The organism is Terrabacter sp. R4-6, assembly GCF_057529065.1.
The window spans coordinates 4,412,962-4,432,853 of record NZ_CP197224.1 but is presented as its reverse complement, the minus strand read 5'-3'; the positions used below and the strand labels follow the sequence as shown (position 1 = coordinate 4,432,853).

Annotated in this window: 16 protein-coding genes; 2 read left to right on the top strand and 14 right to left on the bottom strand. The window is 69.2% G+C overall.

Annotation, left to right across the window (positions count from 1 at the left end):
- Nucleotide 1: 1 nt before the first annotated feature.
- The 5 genes from ACSSS0_RS20445 to rpsA form a co-directional block, all read right to left on the bottom strand.
- Nucleotides 2-1,114 carry an ABC transporter ATP-binding protein gene (locus tag ACSSS0_RS20445; protein ID WP_435986177.1) on the bottom strand — a complete coding sequence of 371 codons (1,113 nt, stop codon included), beginning with the start codon at nt 1,112-1,114 and terminating at the stop codon, nt 2-4.
- A 109-nt stretch (nt 1,115-1,223) separates the two neighbouring features.
- Nucleotides 1,224-2,525, bottom strand: coding sequence for an ABC transporter substrate-binding protein (locus ACSSS0_RS20440; RefSeq protein WP_487229431.1), 1,302 nt, complete (start codon nt 2,523-2,525; stop codon nt 1,224-1,226).
- 68 nt (nt 2,526-2,593) lie between these two features.
- Complete coding sequence (locus tag ACSSS0_RS20435; protein ID WP_487229430.1) at nt 2,594-3,526, bottom strand: carbohydrate ABC transporter permease; 933 nt, start codon at nt 3,524-3,526, stop codon at nt 2,594-2,596.
- The gene (locus ACSSS0_RS20430; RefSeq protein WP_435986180.1) at nt 3,523-4,485 is read right to left on the bottom strand and encodes a carbohydrate ABC transporter permease; all 963 of its coding nucleotides are present in this window, start codon (nt 4,483-4,485) and stop codon (nt 3,523-3,525) included. The genes ACSSS0_RS20435 and ACSSS0_RS20430 overlap by 4 nt, the downstream gene beginning before the upstream one ends.
- Before the next feature lie 181 nt (nt 4,486-4,666).
- The gene (gene rpsA / locus ACSSS0_RS20425; protein ID WP_435986181.1) at nt 4,667-6,178 is read right to left on the bottom strand and encodes a 30S ribosomal protein S1; all 1,512 of its coding nucleotides are present in this window, start codon (nt 6,176-6,178) and stop codon (nt 4,667-4,669) included.
- A 172-nt stretch (nt 6,179-6,350) separates the two neighbouring features.
- Here rpsA and ACSSS0_RS20420 point away from each other — a divergent pair, with 172 nt between their 5' ends.
- Complete coding sequence (locus ACSSS0_RS20420; protein ID WP_487229429.1) at nt 6,351-7,172, top strand: class I SAM-dependent methyltransferase; 822 nt, start codon at nt 6,351-6,353, stop codon at nt 7,170-7,172.
- Between the two features lie 87 nt (nt 7,173-7,259).
- Here ACSSS0_RS20420 and ACSSS0_RS20415 read toward each other — a convergent pair whose 3' ends face one another.
- From ACSSS0_RS20415 to polA, 3 genes are all read right to left on the bottom strand, one after another.
- Complete coding sequence (locus ACSSS0_RS20415; protein ID WP_487229428.1) at nt 7,260-9,950, bottom strand: hypothetical protein; 2,691 nt, start codon at nt 9,948-9,950, stop codon at nt 7,260-7,262.
- On the bottom strand, nt 9,947-10,570 hold the full coding sequence (locus ACSSS0_RS20410; RefSeq protein WP_435986184.1) for a hypothetical protein: 624 nt from the start codon (nt 10,568-10,570) through the stop codon (nt 9,947-9,949). Before ACSSS0_RS20410 ends, ACSSS0_RS20415 begins: the two co-directional genes overlap by 4 nt.
- A gap of 196 nt (nt 10,571-10,766) precedes the next feature.
- Nucleotides 10,767-13,442: a DNA polymerase I gene (gene polA / locus ACSSS0_RS20405; protein WP_487229427.1), complete on the bottom strand. Its 2,676-nt coding sequence runs from the start codon at nt 13,440-13,442 to the stop codon at nt 10,767-10,769.
- Between the two features lie 77 nt (nt 13,443-13,519).
- Between polA and ACSSS0_RS20400 the strand changes: the two genes are divergently transcribed.
- The gene (locus tag ACSSS0_RS20400) at nt 13,520-13,957 is read left to right on the top strand and encodes a PaaI family thioesterase (protein WP_487229426.1); all 438 of its coding nucleotides are present in this window, start codon (nt 13,520-13,522) and stop codon (nt 13,955-13,957) included.
- A 29-nt stretch (nt 13,958-13,986) separates the two neighbouring features.
- On the opposite strand, the gene ACSSS0_RS20395 is transcribed toward ACSSS0_RS20400, so the two are convergent.
- From ACSSS0_RS20395 to ACSSS0_RS20370, 6 genes are all read right to left on the bottom strand, one after another.
- Entirely contained in the window at nt 13,987-14,568 is a 582-nt protein-coding gene (locus ACSSS0_RS20395; protein ID WP_435986187.1) for a GNAT family N-acetyltransferase, read from the bottom strand.
- A 192-nt stretch (nt 14,569-14,760) separates the two neighbouring features.
- Nucleotides 14,761-15,480 carry an ABC transporter ATP-binding protein gene (locus ACSSS0_RS20390; protein WP_435987852.1) on the bottom strand — a complete coding sequence of 240 codons (720 nt, stop codon included), beginning with the start codon at nt 15,478-15,480 and terminating at the stop codon, nt 14,761-14,763.
- Nucleotides 15,470-16,441 carry an ABC transporter ATP-binding protein gene (locus ACSSS0_RS20385; protein WP_487229425.1) on the bottom strand — a complete coding sequence of 324 codons (972 nt, stop codon included), beginning with the start codon at nt 16,439-16,441 and terminating at the stop codon, nt 15,470-15,472. The genes ACSSS0_RS20390 and ACSSS0_RS20385 overlap by 11 nt, the downstream gene beginning before the upstream one ends.
- Nucleotides 16,434-17,582 carry a branched-chain amino acid ABC transporter permease gene (locus ACSSS0_RS20380; RefSeq protein WP_435986189.1) on the bottom strand — a complete coding sequence of 383 codons (1,149 nt, stop codon included), beginning with the start codon at nt 17,580-17,582 and terminating at the stop codon, nt 16,434-16,436. The genes ACSSS0_RS20385 and ACSSS0_RS20380 overlap by 8 nt, the downstream gene beginning before the upstream one ends.
- A complete protein-coding gene (locus ACSSS0_RS20375) occupies nt 17,579-18,568 on the bottom strand; it encodes a branched-chain amino acid ABC transporter permease (RefSeq protein WP_487229424.1) in 990 nt (329 codons plus the stop codon). Before ACSSS0_RS20375 ends, ACSSS0_RS20380 begins: the two co-directional genes overlap by 4 nt.
- A gap of 112 nt (nt 18,569-18,680) precedes the next feature.
- On the bottom strand, nt 18,681-19,823 hold the full coding sequence (locus ACSSS0_RS20370; protein WP_487229423.1) for a branched-chain amino acid ABC transporter substrate-binding protein: 1,143 nt from the start codon (nt 19,821-19,823) through the stop codon (nt 18,681-18,683).
- Between the last annotated feature and the right edge of the window lie 69 nt (nt 19,824-19,892).

Sequence of the window (19,892 nt, the reverse complement as noted above, 5' to 3'; positions counted from 1 at the left end):
CTCAGGCCTCGATCCGCTCGCCGGAGGCCGCGTCGAAGAGGTGGACCTCGCCGTGGTTGGGCTCGACGTGCACGGTGTCGCCGACGGTCAGGTGCGTGCGCTTGTCGAGGCGCACGGTGACGCGGTCGGAGCCCTCCTCGGCGCCGACCGGGCGACCGTAGACGAACGACTCCGAGCCCAGCGACTCGACGAGCTCGACGTTGAGCGCGAGGGCCGAAGGGTCGGACCCGTTGCTCCCCCCTCCCGCGGGCGTCTCCACGACGTGCCACGACTCCGGGCGCAGACCGACGACGACCCTCTCCCCCGCGCGACCGGCGACGGCGCGGTCGAGGGGCACCGGGACGCCGTGGACGCGGGCCACGCCCTCGCGCACGTCGGACTCGACGAGCGTGATCGCGGGCGAGCCGATGAAGGCCGCGACGAAGGTGTTGACCGGGTGGTCGTAGAGCCGCTCCGGCGTGTCGACCTGCTGGAGCTTCCCGTCGCGCAGCACCGCGACGCGGTGGCCCATCGTCATCGCCTCGACCTGGTCGTGGGTGACGTACACGGTCGTGATGCCGAGCCGGCGCTGGAGCCCGGCGATCTGCGACCGCGTGGAGACGCGCAGCTTGGCGTCGAGGTTGGACAGCGGCTCGTCCATGCAGAAGACCTTGGGGTTGCGCACGATCGCACGACCCATGGCGACGCGCTGGCGCTGACCGCCCGACATCTGGCCGGGCTTGCGGTCGAGCAGCGGCTCGAGCTCGAGGATCTTGGCGGCCTCGGCGACGCGCTGCTTCGTCTCGGCCTTGCTCACCTTCGCGTTGTCGAGCGCGAAGGCCATGTTCTGGGCGGCCGACATGTTCGGGTAGAGCGCGTAGCTCTGGAAGACCATGGCGATGTCGCGGTCACGGGGGCGCACCCCCTTCTGGTCGTGGCCGTCGACGAGAATGCGCCCGCCGTCGACGGGCTCGAGACCCGCGAGCATCCGCAGGGTCGTCGACTTGCCGCAGCCCGAGGGGCCGACGAGGACGAGGAACTCACCGTCGGCGATGTCGAGCGTGATGCCGTCGACCGCCGGGGCGTCGTCCTTGGAGAACCGACGAGTCGCCTCGTCGAAGTACACGGTTGCCATCGGTGGCCTCTCGGGTCGTTCTGGTTCGGGGGTGGTAGCCGTCCGGCGGGTCCGTGCGGAGCCCGCCGGACGGCATACGACCGGGGTGGAGCGGTGGTGCGGTGGCGCGTCAGGCGCCGAGCTTGCTCTTGATCTGCGAGTCGAAGACCTGCTGGCTCTCGGCGTCGAGACCCTTGAAGACGGTCGCGACGTCCTGGCCCTGGACGATCTGGTCGAGGCCCTTGCCGATGCGGGCGCCGCCACCGGGCAGCAGCACGCGGACGTTGTCCTGCGACCGCGTCTTGGGCAGCTGCTCGATCGCCGTCTTGGCGTTCGGGTTCTTCTCGAGGAAGGCCTGCTCCGCCGGGAGGTCGACCGCCGACTTGCGCACGGGCATGTAGCCGGTGGCCTGCGTGAACGTCACGGTGTTCTCGGCGTTCGTGAGGAACTCGATGAACTTCAGGGCGTTCTTCTTGCGCTCGTCGGAGATGTTCGCCGGGATGCCGACACCCGCACCGCCGGTGGGGCAGTTGCCGTCACCGGGCAGGAAGGCCGTGCCCACGGGGAACTTCGCGTCCTTGGCCACGCCGCCGAGCGAGCCCGTCGACATCATGCTGCAGCCGACGATGCCCGCCGTGAAGTCGGGCGCCGGGTCCTTGGACAGCTTGAGGTAGCCGTCCTTGGCGAGGTTCTGCAGGTAGGTGCCCGCCTTGACCGTGTTGGGGTCCGAGAACGTGGGCGTCCACTCCTTCGAGTAGGCACCGCCGTAGCCCCACACGATGTTCTGGAAGACCCAGTCGAGGTAGTTCGAGCCGTCGGGCAGCTCCATGACGATCTTGTCGGAGCCGGCAGCCGCCTTGAGCTTCGGTGCCCACGTGAGGAACTCGTCCCAGTCCTTCGGGCCACGGTCCTCGAGACCGGCCGCCTTCCAGAGGTCCTTGTTGTAGTAGAAGAGCGGCGTCGACCGCGAGAACGGCAGCGCGTAGTGCTTGTCGTCGAGGTTGTAGTCGTTGTACAGCGCGTCGACGTAGTCGCTCGTGTCGAGCTTCGCCGTCGACAGCAGCTCGTCGAGCGGGCTCAGCTGCTTGTTGAGCGCGAAGTTGAACCACGTGACGTCCGAGACGACGACGACGTCGGGCAGCGAACCGCCGGCGAGGGAGGCGTTGAACTTCTGCGCGACCTCCTCGTAGTTCTTGCCGGCGTCGACGAGCTTGACCTTGAGGCCCGGGTTGGCCGCCTCGAAGGCCTTGATGATCTGCTGCTCGACCGGCTTGCTGTTGCCGGGGTGGTTGCTCCAGAACTCGATGGTGTTGCTCGAGCCGCCACCGCCGCCGGTCGTCGGCGAGGTACCGGTGCCCGCGCAGGCCGCGAGACCGGCGACGCCGGCCGCGCCGGCGAGACCGAGGAAGCCTCGACGTGAGAACTCGTTCATGGATGGTGCCTTTCCCTGTGGTGGTGGGTGGGGTCGTTGAGATGGATCGGTATACAGCAGAGCCGGGTTCAGCTCTTCACGGCCCCCGCCGTGAGTCCCTTGATCATCTGGCGCTGGAGGAAGAGGAACAGCACGAGGATCGGCAGCATCGCCAGCACGGTGCCTGCCATGACTGGTCCCCAGTTCGTGACGCCGTCGTTGTTCTGCAGGAACGTCAGACCGACGGGCAGGGTGGCCGTCGACTCGTCGTCGGACATGAGGAACGGCCAGAGGTACTCGTTCCACTCGTTGACGACCGTGATGAGCGCGAACGCGACCAGCGTCGGCCACGACATCGGCATGACGACCCGCCACAGCAGCTTCATCGGTCCGGCGCCGTCGAGGCGGGCCGCCTCGATGATCTCGCCGGGCAGGTTGAGGAACTGGTTGCGCATGAGGAAGGTGCCGAAGGCGACGCCGGCCAGCGGGATGATGATGCCCTGGTAGGTGTTGCGCCAGCCGAGCTGCGCCACGAGGGCGTAGTTGCTGATGACGGTGATCTGGTTGGGCACCATGAGTGCCGCGATGACGACGAGGAAGACGATCGAGCGTCCCGGGAAACGCAGCAAAGACAGGGCGTACGCGCTGATAACGCCGAGGATGATCTTGGCGAGCGACGTCGCCGTCGTGATGATCACCGAGTTGCGGACGTAGTCGAAGAACGGGATGCGGGTCGTCAGCTCGCTGTAGTTCTGGGTCGTCGCGGGGTCCGGCCACCACTGGGCCGGACGCACGTAGATGTCTCCCCGCTCCTTGAACGAGGTGAGGAGGATCCAGAAGAGCGGGACCGCGACGACGAGGACGACGAGGACCATCCCGGCGTAGCCCGCGGCGGTCCAGACGGGTCCGCGGTTGTGCGTCGAGGCCTCGACGTTGTGGGCTTCCCGGCGACGCTGCCGGCGGGTCCGGGTCGGCGGGGCCTTCTCGTCGTCCAACGTCCCGACGATGGTGGAGGTGCTCATGCCTTCTTCCCCCTGTCCATGAAGCGCACCTGGACGACCGTGACGGCCAGCAGGATGACGAACATGACGGTGGCGACGGTGGCGCCGTAGCCGGCGCGCTGGTTGACGAACGTCTCCTGGTAGACCTGGTAGACGAGGGTGGTCGTGGCGTTGCCCTGCGGGCCGCCGCGGGTCATGACGTTGATGATGTCGAAGACCTGCACCGAGCTGAGCAGCACCGTGATCGACAGGAAGAACGTCGTCGGGCGCAGCTGCGGCATGAGGACGCGCCGGAAGCGGGTCCAGGCGGAGGCGCCGTCGATCTCGGCCGCCTCGTCGAGGTCGGCCCGCCGGCCCTGCAGGGCGGCGAGGTAGATGACGAAGGTGTAGCCGATGTTCTTCCAGATGTAGGTCACGGTGACCATGAACAGGGCCCAGCCCGGCTGCTGGTAGAAGTCCGGCACCCCGACGCCGATGCGGACCAGCAGGTCGCGGATGAGGCCGTAGTTGGGGTCGAAGACGAACTGGAAGGCGATGCCGATCGCGGCGCCCGAGATGACGAACGGCGCGAACACGACCGAGCGGACGAGGTTGCGACCCCTGAGCTTCTGGTCGAGCAGCAGGGCGAGGCCGAGCCCGACGGCCATCGAGATGCCCACCGTCGCGACCGTGAAGACCAGCGTGTTGCGCACGATGATCTTCGTGTCGTCGCGCCCGAACCACTCGATGTAGTTCGACAGGCCCACGGGGTTGGCGATGGGCGAGGAGATGTTCCAGTCCGTGAACGACAGCCTGATGTTGTCGAGCAGCGGACGGTACGTGAAGACGATGAGCAGCACGAGGTTGGGCAGCAGCAGGAGGGCCGCGAGCGACCACTCCCAGGCCCGTCCACTCGACCGTCGCGGGGGCGGCCCCACCTCGGGCGGGGGTCCCCCGGATCCGGGCGTGGCACTGCGGGGTTGGGTCACCGATGACTGCACTCGGCAAACCTAGCCGCGTCGGTGCACCGATTGCGGCTTTGGTGCGTCGGGCATTCAACGCGTGTCTGAACTCCTGTCCCCAGCGGACCCGTGCGGTCCACGCGCGCAGCACGCGAAAGAGCCCCGGACCACAGGGGTCCGGGGCTCTTTCAGAGCGTGTCGCTCCGAGCAGTGACTGGCGTCAGTTGCCCGTCAGCTTCTCGCGAAGCGCGGCGAGCGCCTCGTCCGAAGCCAGGGTGCCCTCGGCCGGGGCCGGGGCGTTGCGCGGTGCGCGCTCGCCACGGTCGGCGTCAGCGGCCTCGGCCACGTCACCGGTCGCGGACGAGTACGACGTCGCGGAGCCGGCGTTGGCCGCAGCCTCGGCGTCGGCCTTCGTCGCGGCGTCGACCTGGGCCTTGTGGGCCTCCCAGCGGGCGTGGGCGTCGGCGTACTGACGCTCCCACTTCTCGCGCTGGGCGTCGAAGCCCTCGAGCCACTCGTTCGTCTCCGGGTCGAAGCCCTCGGGGTACTTGTAGTTGCCCTGCTCGTCGTACTCGGCAGCCATGCCGTAGAGCGTCGGGTCGAACTCCGACGCCGCGACGGCCTGGTCGTTGGCCTGCTTGAGCGACAGCGAGATGCGACGACGCTCGAGGTCGATGTCGATGACCTTGACGAAGATCTCGTCGCCGACGTTGACGACCTGCTCCGGCAGCTCCACGTGGCGCTCGGCCAGCTCGGAGATGTGGACGAGGCCCTCGATGCCGTCCTCGACACGCACGAACGCGCCGAAGGGGACGAGCTTGGTGACCTTGCCGGGGACGACCTGGCCGATGGCGTGCGTGCGAGCGAAGTGCTGCCACGGGTCCTCCTGCGTCGCCTTCAGCGACAGGGAGACACGCTCGCGGTCCATGTCGACGTCGAGCACCTCGACGGTGACCTCGGTGCCGACCTCGACGACCTCGGACGGGTGGTCGATGTGCTTCCACGACAGCTCGGAGACGTGGACGAGACCGTCGACGCCGCCGAGGTCCACGAACGCACCGAAGTTGACGATGGAGGACACGACCCCCGAACGGACCTGGCCCTTCTGGAGCTCCTTGAGGAACGTCGTGCGCACCTCGGACTGCGTCTGCTCGAGCCAGGCACGGCGCGACAGGACCACGTTGTTGCGGTTCTTGTCGAGCTCGATGATCTTGGCCTCGATCTCCTTGCCGACGTACGGCTGGAGGTCGCGGACACGACGCATCTCGACGAGCGAGGCCGGGAGGAAGCCGCGGAGGCCGATGTCGAGGATGAGACCACCCTTGACGACCTCGATGACGGTGCCGGTGACGACGCCGTCCTCCTCCTTGACCTTCTCGATCGTGCCCCAGGCGCGCTCGTACTGCGCACGCTTCTTGGACAGGATCAGACGGCCTTCCTTGTCCTCCTTCTGGAGGACGAGGGCCTCGACCTCGTCACCGACCTTGACGATCTCGCCCGGGTCGACGTCGTGCTTGATGGACAGCTCGCGCGAGGGGATGACGCCCTCGGTCTTGTAGCCGATGTCGAGCAGGACCTCGTCCCGGTCGACCTTGACGATGCGACCCTCGACGATGTCGCCGTCGTTGAAGTCCTTGATGGTGGCGTCGATCGCCGCAAGGATGTCTTCCTGAGAGCCGATGTCGTTGATGGCGATCTCAGGCGCGGTCTTCTCGACCGTGTTGGCAGTCATGTAGTAGGAACTCCGATTGTGGACAGTTAGATTGGGGACCTCGGGGCGGCTGACCTGACGGCCTGCGCCACGATGCCTTGTGGACAGGTGCAACATTGATCGTGCGCACACGGATGTGCACGGCAATCCTATCCGTGCTGTCACCAGCCGGTCAAAAGAGAGCACGTATGCCGTGAGCACGCCCACCGAGGCCACCCGCCGTCCCGCCCCCCCGGACGAGACGGTCGCCGCGAACCGCACGTGGTGGGACGCCGAAGCCACGTCGTACTACGTCGAGCACGGGTCGTTCCTCGGTGACACGGACTTCGTCTGGGGTCCCGAGCGGCTCCGCGAGGAGGACGCCCAGCTCCTCGGCGCCCCCGAGGGCCAGGTCGTCCTCGAGATCGGCGCCGGCTCGGGCCAGTGCTCCCGGTGGCTGGCGGCCCACGGCGCGACCGTCGTGGCCACCGACCTGTCCGCGGGGATGGTCGCCACCGGCGTCGCCGTCAACGAGGCCCTCGGCGACGGCCCGGGCGACCCCGTCCGGGTGCCCTTCGCGCAGTGCGACGGCCGCGCCCTCCCCTTCGCCGACGCGTCCTTCGACACGGTCTTCACGGCATACGGGGTCGTGCCGTTCGTCGCGGACTCGGCCGTCGTCATGCGGGAGGCCGCCCGCGTGCTGCGCCCCGGTGGGCGCTTCGTGTTCTCGACGACCCACCCGGTGCGGTGGGCGTTCCCCGACGACCCGGGTCCGGGCGGCCTGACGGCACGCCACTCCTACTTCGACCGGACGCCCTACGTCGAGCAGGACGACCGGGGCCACGCGACCTACGTCGAGCACCACCGCACGGTGGGCGACCGGGTGCGGGAGATCACGGCGGCAGGGCTCGTCCTCGTCGACCTCGTCGAGCCCGAGTGGCCCGAGGGGCACGAGGAGCCGTGGGGCGGCTGGTCGCCCCTGCGTGGACGGGTCATCCCCGGCACGGCCGTCTTCGTCTGCCACAAGCCCGCTTGACGGCATCGACCCCGGCGACGACCGCGTCCCGGCACACGACGGCGGCCACGGACCCGAAGGATCCGTGGCCGCGTCGTCACACTGCCGTCAGAGGAAGCGGCGCCGCAGGAGGACCGCGCCTCCGGCGAGGCCGAACACAGCGGCTGCCGCCGCGGTCCGACCCAGGTTCGCCGAACCCTGCCCGTCGACACCCGCGAGCTCGTACGAGTACGCCGTGGCGCCCATGGCGCCCTTGGGCGCGCCGTACGCCATCCCCTCGGCCTTGGCCCGCCGCGCACCGATCTCGATGAGGGCGTACTTCTCGCCGTAGTCCGCCGCCGTGGCCTTGCCGGCCGCGACGAGCTTCTTCGTGCCCTCGTCGGAGAGACGCTGCGCGCCGTCCTTGAGCCGGGGCGCGCCGGCTGCCGCGTCGGTCAGGCCGGCAGCGAGCTGGCTCGTGCCGTCCGCCGCGTCGGCAAGACCGTCGGAGAGCTGACCGGCACCGTCACTGAGCTTGCCCGCGCCGTCGTCGAGCTGACCCGCGCCGTCCGCGAGCTTGCCGACGCCGGCATCGAGCTGACCCGCACCCGAGGCGACCTGGCTCGACCCGTCGGCGAGCTTCGAGGCCCCCGCGCCGAGGTCCTTGGCGCCCTGGGCCACCTGCGACGTGCCGCCGTGCACCTGGTCGGCCCCGACCGTGAGCTGGTCGATGGCGTCGAGCAGGTCGAGGCCACCGAGACCGAGGAGGTCCACGCCGTACTGGAGGTCGTTGACGCCCCCGCGCAGCGTCCGGTTCTTCGCCGTGTCGGTCGGGCTGCCGATGCCGCCCTGGACCTTCGTGACGACGCCGTCGACGAGCGTCGACACGCCGGCGTCGACGAGGTCGACGCCCTCGAGCAGGCCCGGCACCTTGGGGTCACAGATCCCCTTGAGCGTCGTGTTGCTCAGGCCGCACTCGACCTTGGCGAGCCCGAAGGCCGCGTCGCTCAGCTTGCCCTTGAGCAGACCCAGACCACCCGACACCTGACCCAGGCCCGTGGACACCTGACCGAGGCCACCGGAGACCTGACCCAGACCGTCCGACACCGAGCCGAGCCCGCCGGCTGCGGCCGTCGTCTTCGTCCGGAGGTCTCCGAGTCCTGCCTGCACCTGCCCGAGGATCCCTTGGCACACCGCGCCGCAGTCGGTGGTCTTGGCCAGCGCCACTCCACCGTCGAGCTGGTCGATGCCGCCCCCTGTCTTCAGGGCGTCCTGGAGGCCGGCGCGGACCTGGTCCACGCCGCCCTTGGACTGGTCGACCCCACCCTTGGACTGGTCGACCCCCCCCTTGGACTGGGTGACCCCGCCCGTGAGCTGGTCCAGGCTCCCGCCGTCCTTGGTGGCCTCCGCCAACCCGCCGCGGATCTGGTCGACGCCGTCGATGAGGGTTCCGGTCTGGCCCTTGTCGCCGAGCCCGGCACGCACCTTCGCGATGCCCGCGTGCAGCGGCTTCGCCTGGTCCGGCAGCGCACCGACGCCGTCGTAGAGCTGGGTGAGACCGGCATCGACCTGGTCGAGACCGTCGGCCACCTGTGCGAGCCCGTCCAGCAGGGCCGGCGCGTTCTCGCCCACGAGGTGCAGACCGCCGGCCACCTGGCCGGCACCGTCGTCGACCTGACCGGCGCCACCGCTCAGCTTCTGTGCGCCCGCGTCCAGCTGCTTGTTGCCGTCCGCGACCTGGGTCGCGCCGTCGGCCAGCTTGGCCGAGCCGTCCTTCGCGTCGCCCGCTCCGGCGCGCAGCTTGGACGTGCCGTCCTTGAGCTGGCCGGCGCCACTGGCGAGCTCGCGCGAGCCCGGCAGGGCCTGGGCCCCGAGGCCGGCATCGAGCTTCTTCGCGCCGTCACGCAGCTGGATCAGCCCCGCGAGGAGCGTGCTCGCCCCGTCACGCAGCTTGAGGAGGTTCGTGTCGATCTCGGTCGCACCGGCCGTCAGGGTGGCACCCGTCGTGGCACCGCCCTTGTAGCTCTCGGCCCCGCCCTTGAAGGACGGGCTCTCGAGCGGGCTGACCGGCAGGGCGGACACGGACGCCTTGGGAAGCGTCCCGTCCACGATGTCGGCGGCGTACCCGAACGTCGCGGTGGGCGTCCCGATGGGGCCGAAGAGCGTCATCGTGAAGGTCAGCTTCGTGCCGCCGCGCCCGTCACCCGCGAGGTTGGCCTCCTTCGAGCTGACGTTCGTGAACGTGCCCGGCAGCGTCGTGGTGAGCGAGCCCACCATGGGGATGACGACGTCCTCCGTCGCCGACGCCTGGTTGCCCGTCCCGTCGTCGAAGGTGACGAGCTGCGAGGAGCCCGTGACGTTCTTGACCGTGTAGCGCACCTCGAGACGGCCGCTGCGGCCGAGCAGGTCACCGGGCTCGACGGGCTGACCGTCCAGCGTGTAGGCGGCCCGGACCTCGAGGGGCAGCTTCTTCGTGAAGTCGCTGACGGTGCGCAGGCGCTGCTCGCCGTCCACGTCGAAGCTGCCGGTCATGACGCCGTCCTTGACGTCGAACCCGCTGAAGCCGTCGAGGTTGCGCAGGCCCTGGGTCTCGATGGGGTTCTGCAGGTCGACGGTGCCGCGGCCCTTCATGGCCACCTGCTCGTAGACGCGCGCGACGTCCACGTTGCCCGTCGCGTCGAGGTAGGCCTGCACCGTCTCCGTGTTGGAGACCTGCACCGATCCGTCCCCGGCGGCAGCCGCCGGCGACGCTGCCAGCAGCAGGAGGGTGGGCATGGTCGCCAGGCCGGCGACGATGGTGGCGAGGGTCCGCTTGCTCACTGTGCTGCTCCCTTCACGAGGTCATCGAGGTCTGTGGTGCTGGAGGAGTCGTCGTGCTGGTCGTGCTGGTCGCGCTGGTCGCGCTCGGCACGCCTCGCCTCGACGGCCGGCTGCGGCCGCGCCGACGCGTGCGGTTCCGACTGTGCTGCAAGCAGGTTCGTGGCGAGATAGCCGAGACCCACGGCGAGCAGCACCGTGGTGGCGGCCGCGGGCGACTCGGTGAGGAACTGCGAGGGCGCGTTCGTGTAGACCGACTCGTAGGCGCCGACGATCGAGGCCGCACCCACGAGCCCGCTCCACAGCGGGAGACGGCCACGGCTGACCGCGGCGACGACGGCGATGAGCGCCACGACGACGAAGGCCGCGACGGCGCGCCCCGCGGACGAGTCCGGGAGGACGGCGGCACGCAGCGCGAAGCCGAGCCAGGCCAGGAGGAAGCCGGCGAGGAAACCCGCCACCTTGCCCCAGGCAGGACGGTGCGGGACGAGCCCGAGAACACCGCCGAGAGCCGCGCCGAGAAGGGCGACGTGCTCGAGGTCGAGACCGAGCAGGTCGCTCAGTCCGATGATGACCGCCGCGAAGACGGCGAGACACAGACCTGTGACCAGGCTTCTGACCATGTCCACCTCACAGTAAAAGCACCCGTCTCCGATGACGGGTGCAAGTTACCGAGCAGTATGCAGGTGCGGTGGGGTCCGTGGTGTGTCAAGTGGTGGACACCACGTCGCCGTTGCCAGAACGTGACCTAACGGACATCGTGAAGTGGGTAGGCGGGCCACGGAGCGTCGCGCGGACGGTGCCGGGTGCCCAGCCCCGTCAGTGGGCGGCGTCGTGCCAGGAGTGACCGACGCCGACGTTGATGTCGAGCGGCACGTCGAGCTCGGCGGCGTGACCCATCTCGTGGCGCACGAGCTTCTCGACGTCGTCGCGCTCCCCTGCGGCGACCTCGAGGACGAGCTCGTCGTGGACCTGGAGCAGCACGCGCGACCGTGCGCCCGCGTCGGTGAGCGCGCGGTCGACGCCGATCATGGCGACCTTCATGATGTCGGCGGCCGAGCCCTGGATCGGGGCGTTGAGCGCCATCCGCTCGGCCATCTCGCGGCGCTGGCGGTTGTCGGACGTCAGGTCGGGCAGGTAGCGCCGTCGGCCGAACATCGTCGCGGTGTAGCCGGTGCCGCGGGCCTCGGCGACGACCTCCTTGAGGTAGTCGCTGACGCCGCCGAACCGCTCGAAGTAGCCGTCCATGAGGCCGCGGGCCTCCTCGGTGCTGATGGTCAGCTGCTTGGACAGGCCGAAGGCCGACAGCCCGTAGGCGAGGCCGTAGGACATGGCCTTGACCTTGGAGCGCATGGCCGAGGTGACGTCGTCGGGCTCCACCCCGAAGACCTTCGAGCCGACGAAGTTGTGGAGGTCCTCGCCGGTGCGGAAGGCCTCGATGAGGCCCTCGTCGCCGGACAGGTGCGCCATGACGCGCATCTCGATCTGGGAGTAGTCGGCCGACATCAGCGCGTCGTAGCCGTCACCGACGACGAAGAGCTCGCGGATGCGTCGACCCTCCTCGGTGCGGATCGGGACGTTCTGGAGGTTGGGCTCGGTCGAGCTGAGGCGGCCCGTGGCGGCGATGGTCTGCAGGTAGGTCGTGTGGATGCGCCCGTCGTCGGCCACCGACTTCTGCAGTCCCTCGACCGTCACCCGCAGGCGAGCGGCGTCGCGGTGGCGCAGCAGCGCCTCGAGGAACGGGTGCTCGGTCTTGGTGAAGAGGTCGGACAGCGCGTCGGCGTCGGTGGTCCAGCCCGTCTTGGTCTTCTTCGTCTTGGGCAGGTTGAGCTGGCCGAAGAGCACCTCCTGCAGCTGCTTCGGCGACCCGAGGTTGACGTCGCGACGGTCGATGGCGTCCCACGCGTCCTCCTGCGCCTGGGCGACCTTGGCGGCGAAGTCGCCCTCGAGGGACTCGAGCCCGGCCACGTCGACGGCGATGCCGGTGCGCTCCATGCGGGCGAGGACGCCGACGAGCGGGATCTCGACCTCCGCGAGCAGCTGCTCCCCGCCGGTGGCGCCGACCTGCTCGTCGAGGACGTCGGCGAGGTCGCGCACGGCGGTCGCGCGCACCATCTCCTTCTGCGCGGCGACCTCGTCGGCGTCGCCGCCGAAGTCGAGCATGCCCTGGCCGTCGGTCGGCGCGGCACCGCTGAGCTCGCGGTGCAGGTTGCGCAGCACGAGGTCGTCGAGGTGGTAGGTGCGCTGGTCGGGCTTGACGAGGTATGCCGCGAGCTGGGTGTCGCTCGTCAGGCCGCCGAGCGTCCAGCCCCGGGCGCCGAGCGCCTCGATCGGCCCCTTGGCGTCGTGCATGGCCTTGGGTCGCGCGGCGTCCTCGAGCCACCCGCCGAGCGCGGCCTCGCCCTCGGGGGTCAGGGTCTGCAGGTCGATCCACGCGGCGCTGCCGTCGGGTGCGGCCACGGCCACGCCGCTCGCGTCACCCGTGCCCCGAGCCCACGTGCCGGCCACGGAGAGACCGGCACGCTGGTCGGACGCGAGGTGCTCGGCCACCCAGGCCGGCACGGCCTCGGGTGCGAGGACCTCGCCGTCGACGTCGAAGCCCTCCTCGGCCTCGGGTGCAGCGGCCTCGACGGTGGCGAAGAGCCGGTCGCGCAGCACGCGGAACTCGAGCCCGTCGAAGACCGTGTGCACCTCCTCGCGGCTCCACTGCGTGCGCTGGAGGTCCTCGACCTCGACGCCCACGGGGCTGTCCTTGACGAGCTGGTTGAGCCGACGGTTGCGCAGGACCTGGTCGATGTGGTCGCGCAGCGACTGCCCGGCCTTGCCCGGGATCTTGTCGATGCTCGCGACGATGCCGTCGAGGTCGCCGTACTGGGTGATCCACTTCGCCGCGGTCTTCGGGCCGACACCGGGCACGCCCGGCAGGTTGTCGGAGGTCTCGCCGACCATGGCCGCGAGGTCGCTGTAGCGGGTCGGCGGGACGCCGTACTTCTCCTCGACCTGGGCAGGGCCCATCCGCGACACCTCGGAGACACCACGGACCGGGTAGAGGATCGTCACCTTGTCGGAGACGAGCTGGAAGGTGTCGCGGTCGCCCGAGCAGATGAGGACGTCGATGTCCTGGGCCTCGGCCTGCGTCGCGAACGTCGCGATGATGTCGTCGGCCTCGTAGCCGTCGAGCTCGACGTAGCGGATGCGGAGCGCGTCGAGGATCTCCTTGACGAGCGGGATCTGGCCCTGGAACTCGTCGGGTGTGCGCGCCCGGCCCGCCTTGTACTCGGCGTACTCGTCGGTGCGGAACGACTGGCGGGCCTTGTCGAAGGCCACGACGACGTGCGTCGGCTCCTCGTCGCGCAGCATGTTGATGAGCATCGAGGTGAAGCCGTAGACGGCATTGGTGTGCTGCCCCGTGCTCGTCGAGAAGTTCTCGGCGGGGAGCGCGAAGAACGCGCGGTAGGCCAGCGAGTGTCCGTCGAGGAGGAGAAGTCGGCTCACACCGCAACCCTAGTGGCGGCCACCGACGGGGTGAGCCCCGGCACCGGGAGGGCGGGAGGGCGGCATACGATCCCGGCATGACCGACTCTTCGACGCAGGCAGCCGACCATAACCTCGACGACATGCGGTCGATGGCCGAGGGGACGCTCCTCGAGCGGATGCACATCGAGCTGACCGAGGTCTCCCCAGAGCGCCTCGTCGCGACGATGCCCGTCGCCGGCAACACCCAGCCGTACGGCCTGCTCCACGGCGGGGCCAGCGTCGTGCTCGCCGAGACCCTCGGCTCCGTCGGCGCCCAGATCCACGCCGGCCCGGGTCGCGTGGCCGTCGGTCTCGACATCAACGCGACGCACCACCGTGCCGCTCGCACGGGCGTCGTGACCGGCACGGCGACGCTGCTGAGCGCCGGCCGCACGCTCGTCAGCTACGACGTCGTCGTCACCGACGAGGACGGCAGGCGCGTCTGCACGTCACGGATCACCTGCCTGCTGCGCGACGCGGCCCCGGGGGCCTGACGCCGGACGCGCCGACCTCCTGAGCGGTCTCAGCCGGCGATCTTGGGGTCGTGCCGCGGCGCCCGCGCCCGCAGGTCACGACGCCGCTGGAGCAGGTCGAGCGAGACCCGCTGGGGTCGCGGCTCCCCCGCCAGCTTGCGCTGCATCGTCGCCGAGGTCGCGACGCGCCGCACGGTCTCGGGTGCGAAGCCGAGCCGGGCGAAGAAGCGGTTGGCCTCGCGGTCACCTGCGGGCACCGAGCTGGCCAGGTGCTCGCAGCCCTGGCGGTCCGCGTAGCGCCCCGCGGCCGTGAGCAGGGACCGGCCGACGCCCTGACGGCGGAACTCGGGGTGGACGAAGAGCATGTCGATCGACACGCAGGGCGAGTCGACGAGCAGGCTCCGCGTCGAGTCGGCGAGGACGACGTAGCCCGCCGGACGTCCGTCGATGGACGCGATGAAGGCGCAGATGTCGTTGCGCTGCAAGGCATTTCGCAGGGTTCCGTCGAGCGCCAGCCGCTGGGCCGCCTCTGGGGTCGTGCCACCCTCGATCCGGTGCGTGATCCACAGCTCGATGAACTGCGAGTGCAGGCTCTCGTCGACCCGCTGCACCGAGACCAGTGCTCGACCCATCATCCCTCCCGTTCCTGCCCCGAGGTCACCCGGGAGACACTACGACCAACGAGGCCGGGGCGGAAGAGGAACGCGCAGGTGCACAGCTGGCGAACGGGGCGTCACGACCGTGGTCGTGACGCCCCGTTCGGATTGCTGGACCCGGCACCAGGTGCCGGGATGCCGAGCCGACCGTCCGGCCCGGAGGCCGTCCTAGACGTCGCCGCCGAGGTAGGCGGCCTTGACGGCCGGGTCGTCCGCGAGGTCCTTACCCGTGCCCTCACGGACGATCTCGCCCGTCTCGAGGATGTAGGCGCGGTGCGACCTCTTGAGCGCCTGCGCGGCGTTCTGCTCGACGAGCAGCACGGTGGTGCCCTGGCTGTTGATCTCCGTGACGATGTCGAAGATCTGCTTGATCAGCTTCGGCGCAAGACCCATCGACGGCTCGTCGAGCAGCAGCAGCTTCGGCTTGGCCATGAGCGCGCGGCCCATCGCGAGCATCTGCTGCTCACCGCCCGACATCGAGCCGGCGGCCTGATTGCTGCGCTCCTTGAGCCGCGGGAAGAGCTCGAAGACCCGGTCGAGGTCGTCCTTGACGGCCTTGCTCTTGCGGTCCGGACGGGCATACGTGCCCATCTCGAGGTTCTCCATCACGGTCATGCCGACGAAGCACCCACGGCCCTCGGGCGACTGCGAGATGCCGAGGACCGGCCGCTCGTGCGATGGCAGGTGCGTGATGTCCTTGCCGTCGAAGACGACGGACCCGGCGCGCACGGGGCGCAGACCGGAGACCGTCTTCATCGTCGTCGTCTTGCCCGCACCGTTGGCGCCGATGAGGGTGACGATCTCACCCTCCTCGACGGTGAAGCTGATGTCGCGGATGGCCTCGATGCGCCCGTAGTTGACGCACAGGCCCTTGACCTCAAGAAGCATCTTCCTCATCAACTCCCAGGTAGGCGGCGATGACCGCCGGGTTGTCGCGGATCTCCGCGGGCGAGCCCTCGGCGATCTTGCGGCCGAACTCGAGCACGACGATCCGGTCGGTCACGCCCATGACGAGCTTCATGTCGTGCTCGATGAGCAGCACCGTGTAGCCCTGGTCGCGGATCGTGCGGATCAGCTCCATCAGCTTGGCCTTCTCGGCCGGGTTGAAGCCGGCCGCCGGCTCGTCGAGGCAGAGCAGCTGTGGGCTCGTGGCCAGGGCGCGCGCGATCTCGAGACGACGCTGGTCGCCGTACGGGAGGTTGCGGGCCAGCTCGTCGGCCTTGCCGTCGAGCCCCATGAACGTCAGCAGCTCCATGGCCCGGGCATAGCCCTGGGCCTCCTCCCGGCGGTGCTTCGGCAGGCGGAACATCGCCGAGACGACCCCGGTCGAGTGGTGCGCGTCGACCCCGACGAGGACGTTCTCGAGCGCCGTCATGTTGGCGAAGAGGCGGATGTTCTGGAACGTCCGCGCGATCCCGAGCTTCGTGATCGCGAACTTCTTGCGCTTGCCCAGCGGCTTGCCGAGGTAGCGGACGCCACCCGAGGTGGGCTGGTAGACGCCGGTCATGACGTTGAAGCACGTCGTCTTGCCGGCACCGTTGGGCCCGATGAGGCCAAGGATCTCGCCCTTGTTGATGTGGAAGCTCACCTCGTTGAGGGCCACGACACCGCCGAAGCGGAGGGTGACCTCGTCGACCTCGAGCAGTCGCTCGCCCTCGGACACGACGGGGACGCCGATGTCCTCGGGGGCGATGTCGACCTCGGGGTTGATCTCGGTGACCTCGTCGGCCGGGTCGGCGAGCGTGCGCTCCCCGGCCGGTTCGGCGAGCGTGCGCTCCCCGGCCGGTTCGGCGAGCGTGCGCTCCTCGGCGGGCTCGTCACCCGTGGCGGGTCGTGTGGGGTCAGACATGGGCTTCTCCTTCCTCGAGGACGGCCTGTCTGTCGTCGGCCCGCTTGGCGCGGACCGTGCGCCGCGGGGGCAGCAGCCCCTGAGGACGGAAGATCGCCAGCAGCATCAGGGCGAGACCGAAGACGAGCACGCGGAAGTCCGCGAACTCGCGGAAGCGCTCCGGGAAGTAGGCGACGACGATCGCACCGACGATGACGCCCCAGCGGTTGCCGGCGCCACCGACGACGACGGCGGCGAGGAACAGGATCGACAGCAGCAGCTGGAAGCTGTCCGGCGAGATGAAGCCTGCCTTCGTCGCGAAGAGGGCACCCGAGAGGCCACCGATGGCAGCGCCGAGGGCGAAGGCGAGCAGCTTGAACCGGAAGGTCGGCACACCCATGAGCTCGGCGGCGTCCTCGTCCTCACGCGTGGCCTCCCAGGCACGACCGACCCGGCTGCTCTTGACGAGAATGTCGAAGAGCAGGACGAGCCCGATGATGCCGAGGGCGAGCCAGTAGTACGGCACGAAGTCGTTGATCCCGAACTTGAGGAACGTCGAGGTCGTGTCGAGGTCGACGACCGGGGTACCGCTGCTCCAGTCGATGCTCGGGACCTCGAACAGCTCGAGTCCGGGCGGCTTCGGGATGTCGGAGATGCCCTGGGCGCCGCCCAGCCACTGCGAGTTGACGAGCGTCAGACGGACGATCTCCCCGAAGCCGAGCGTCACGATGGCGAGGTAGTCGCCGCGCACGCGCAGGGTCGGAGCACCGAGGATGATGCCCGAGATCATCGCGACGACGATCGCGATGGGCACGACGACGATCCACGACATGTGGGCGTGCTCCGAGGTCAGGACGCCGACCGTGTAGGCGCCGATCGCGTAGAACCCGACGTAGCCGAGGTCGAGCAGTCCGGCGTAGCCGACGACGATGTTGAGGCCGAGGGCGACGAGCACGTACGTCGCGACCGTGAAGAGGACGCCACCGAAGTCGGAGCCCTCGGTCGTGATGAACGGGATGTTGAGCAGCGGGAGGAGGAACAGGAAGATCGCGAAGAGCACCCAGAGGGCGATCTTGACGGCCTTCGGCAGGGTGTCGACCCGCTCCTTGAACCCCGGCGAGGACGGCTTGCGAGCCGCCGGGGCTGACGTCGAGGTGCTCATGCGCGCGCCTTTCCGAGGGACTCACCGAGCAGGCCGGTGGGTCGGAAGAGCAGGATCAGGACGAGGAGCACGAAGGCCACGACGTCCTTCCACTGCGAGCCGACGACGGCGGAGCCGTAGTTCTCGGCCAGCCCGAGGATGAAGCCACCGAGCAGCGCGCCGCGCAGGTTGCCGATGCCGCCGAGGACGGCCGCGGTGAAGGCCTTGACGCCGAGGATGAAGCCGGCGTCGTAGCGGGTGATGCCGATCTTCAGCATGTAGAAGACGGCTGCGGCACCGGCCATGACGCCACCGACGAGGAACGTCACCTGGATGACGCGGTCGCGGTTGACGCCCATGAGGGCGGCGGACTCGGGGTCCATCGCGACGGCGCGGATGCCGCGGCCGAGGCGTGAGCGCTTCACGAACTGGTCGAGGACGACCATGATGACGATGGCCCCGACGATGACGAACACGTCGACGTTCGTCACGTTGTAGCCGCCGATCGTGAAGATCGGCTGCGGCGCGATGATCGTCGGCATGCCCGCGTTGTTGCGCGAGTTGCGGACGTAGTCGCGCAGGTTGTCGTCGAGGCCGACCCAGCCGCTGATGCGGCTTCGCAGACCCATGATCTCCGCGAGGACGAACGAGGCACCGATCGCCGAGATGAGCGCGATGAGCGGTGGCGCGTTGCGTTTGCGGAGTGGCCGGTAGGCCACCCGTTCGAGCAGCACGGCGATGAAGCCGGACATCGCCATGGCCGCCACGAACATCATGGCGACCCAGAAGACGACCTGCCCGACGCCGGCACCGGGTCGGCCCCCGAGGAGCATGACGACCCACAGCGCCGCGAAGGTGCCGTACATGAACACCTCGGAGTGGGCGAAGTTGATGAGGCGCAGGACGCCGTAGACGAGGGTGTAGCCGAGGGCCACGAGCGCGTAGACCGCGCCGATCGTCAGGCCCGTGATGGTGTACGCGAAGAAGTTGTCGATCAGGTTCTGCATCCAAGACCTCCTGGGCCGGGTGCGGTGGACGGGACCAGAGCTCGCGCGTCAACCGAACGGAGGGGCGGTCGGAGCGTACTGCCCCGACCGCCCCCCTTCGATGACGTTCGCGCTACTTGATCTCGCCGGTGCCGACGATCTTGCCGCCCTCGACCTTGTAGGCGAAGACCTTGATGTCGGCGGACTCGCCCTTGTCGTCGAACTTGAGCTGCTTCGTCACGCCCTTCTTGTCGTACGCCTTGACGAAGTCGACCATGCTCGCGCGGTCCTTGCCGGCGGCGATGCCGTCGAGCAGGATCGTGGCGGAGTCGTAGCCCTCACCGGAGTAGGTGTTGGGGTCCTCGTTGTACTTCGCCTTGTAGGCGGCCTGGAAGTCCGGGGCCACGTCGGCCGGGACGCACGGGCAGGTGATGACGGTGCCCTCGGCGGCGTCCTTGGCGTTGTCGATGAAGGACTGGTCCTTGACACCGTCGGCCACGACGAACGTGCCCTTCCAGCCGGCGTCGCGCAGCTGCTTGATGAGCGGCGCGGCCTCAGGCGAGTAGCCACCGAAGAACAGCGCGTCGGCGCCCGAGCTCGTCACCTTGGTGACGGAGGCGCTGAAGTCGGTCTGCTTCTGCTGGATGGTGTCGTTGCCGGCGACCTGGGCGCCGAGGTCCTGACGGACGATGTCGGCCAGGCCCTTGCCGTACTCGGACGCGTCGTCGATGACGAAGGTCTTCGTCGACTTGACGGTGTCCTTGATGTACTTGGCGGCGGCGGGACCCTGCGTCGCGTCGTTGCCGAGCGCGCGGAAGAACGTCTTCCATCCGTTCTCGGCGAGCTTCGGGTTGGTCGCGGACGGCGTGATGGTGACGAGGCCCGCCTCGTTGAACGCCGGGTCCGCGGCCTTGGACTCACCGGAGAACGCGGGACCGACGATGCCGACGACCTTCTTGTCGTCGATGGCCTTCTTGGCCAGGGCCGGAGCCTGCGTCGGGTCACCCTGCGAGTCGTAGTTCTCGAGCGTGACCTTGCAGTCCGCGTGCTTCTTGTTGTAGTCGTCGAGGGCGAGGTTCACGCCGTTCTGGATGTAGATGCCCAGGTTGGCGTTCGGGCCGGTGAGGGCGCCGAACATGCCGATCTTGTAGTTGCCGCAGGCTGCAGCACCACCGCTGGCGGCAGGTGTAGCAGTGTCGCCACCCTTGGTGCCACAGGCGCCGAGGGCAAGCGCTGCGACCGCGAGCGGCACAGCGAACTTGAGGGTAGAACGCACGGGTGTCCTCCTGATGTCACACATCCCTCGGTCGAGGGCTGACTGGAGACTAAGCCCCACCCTGCGCCG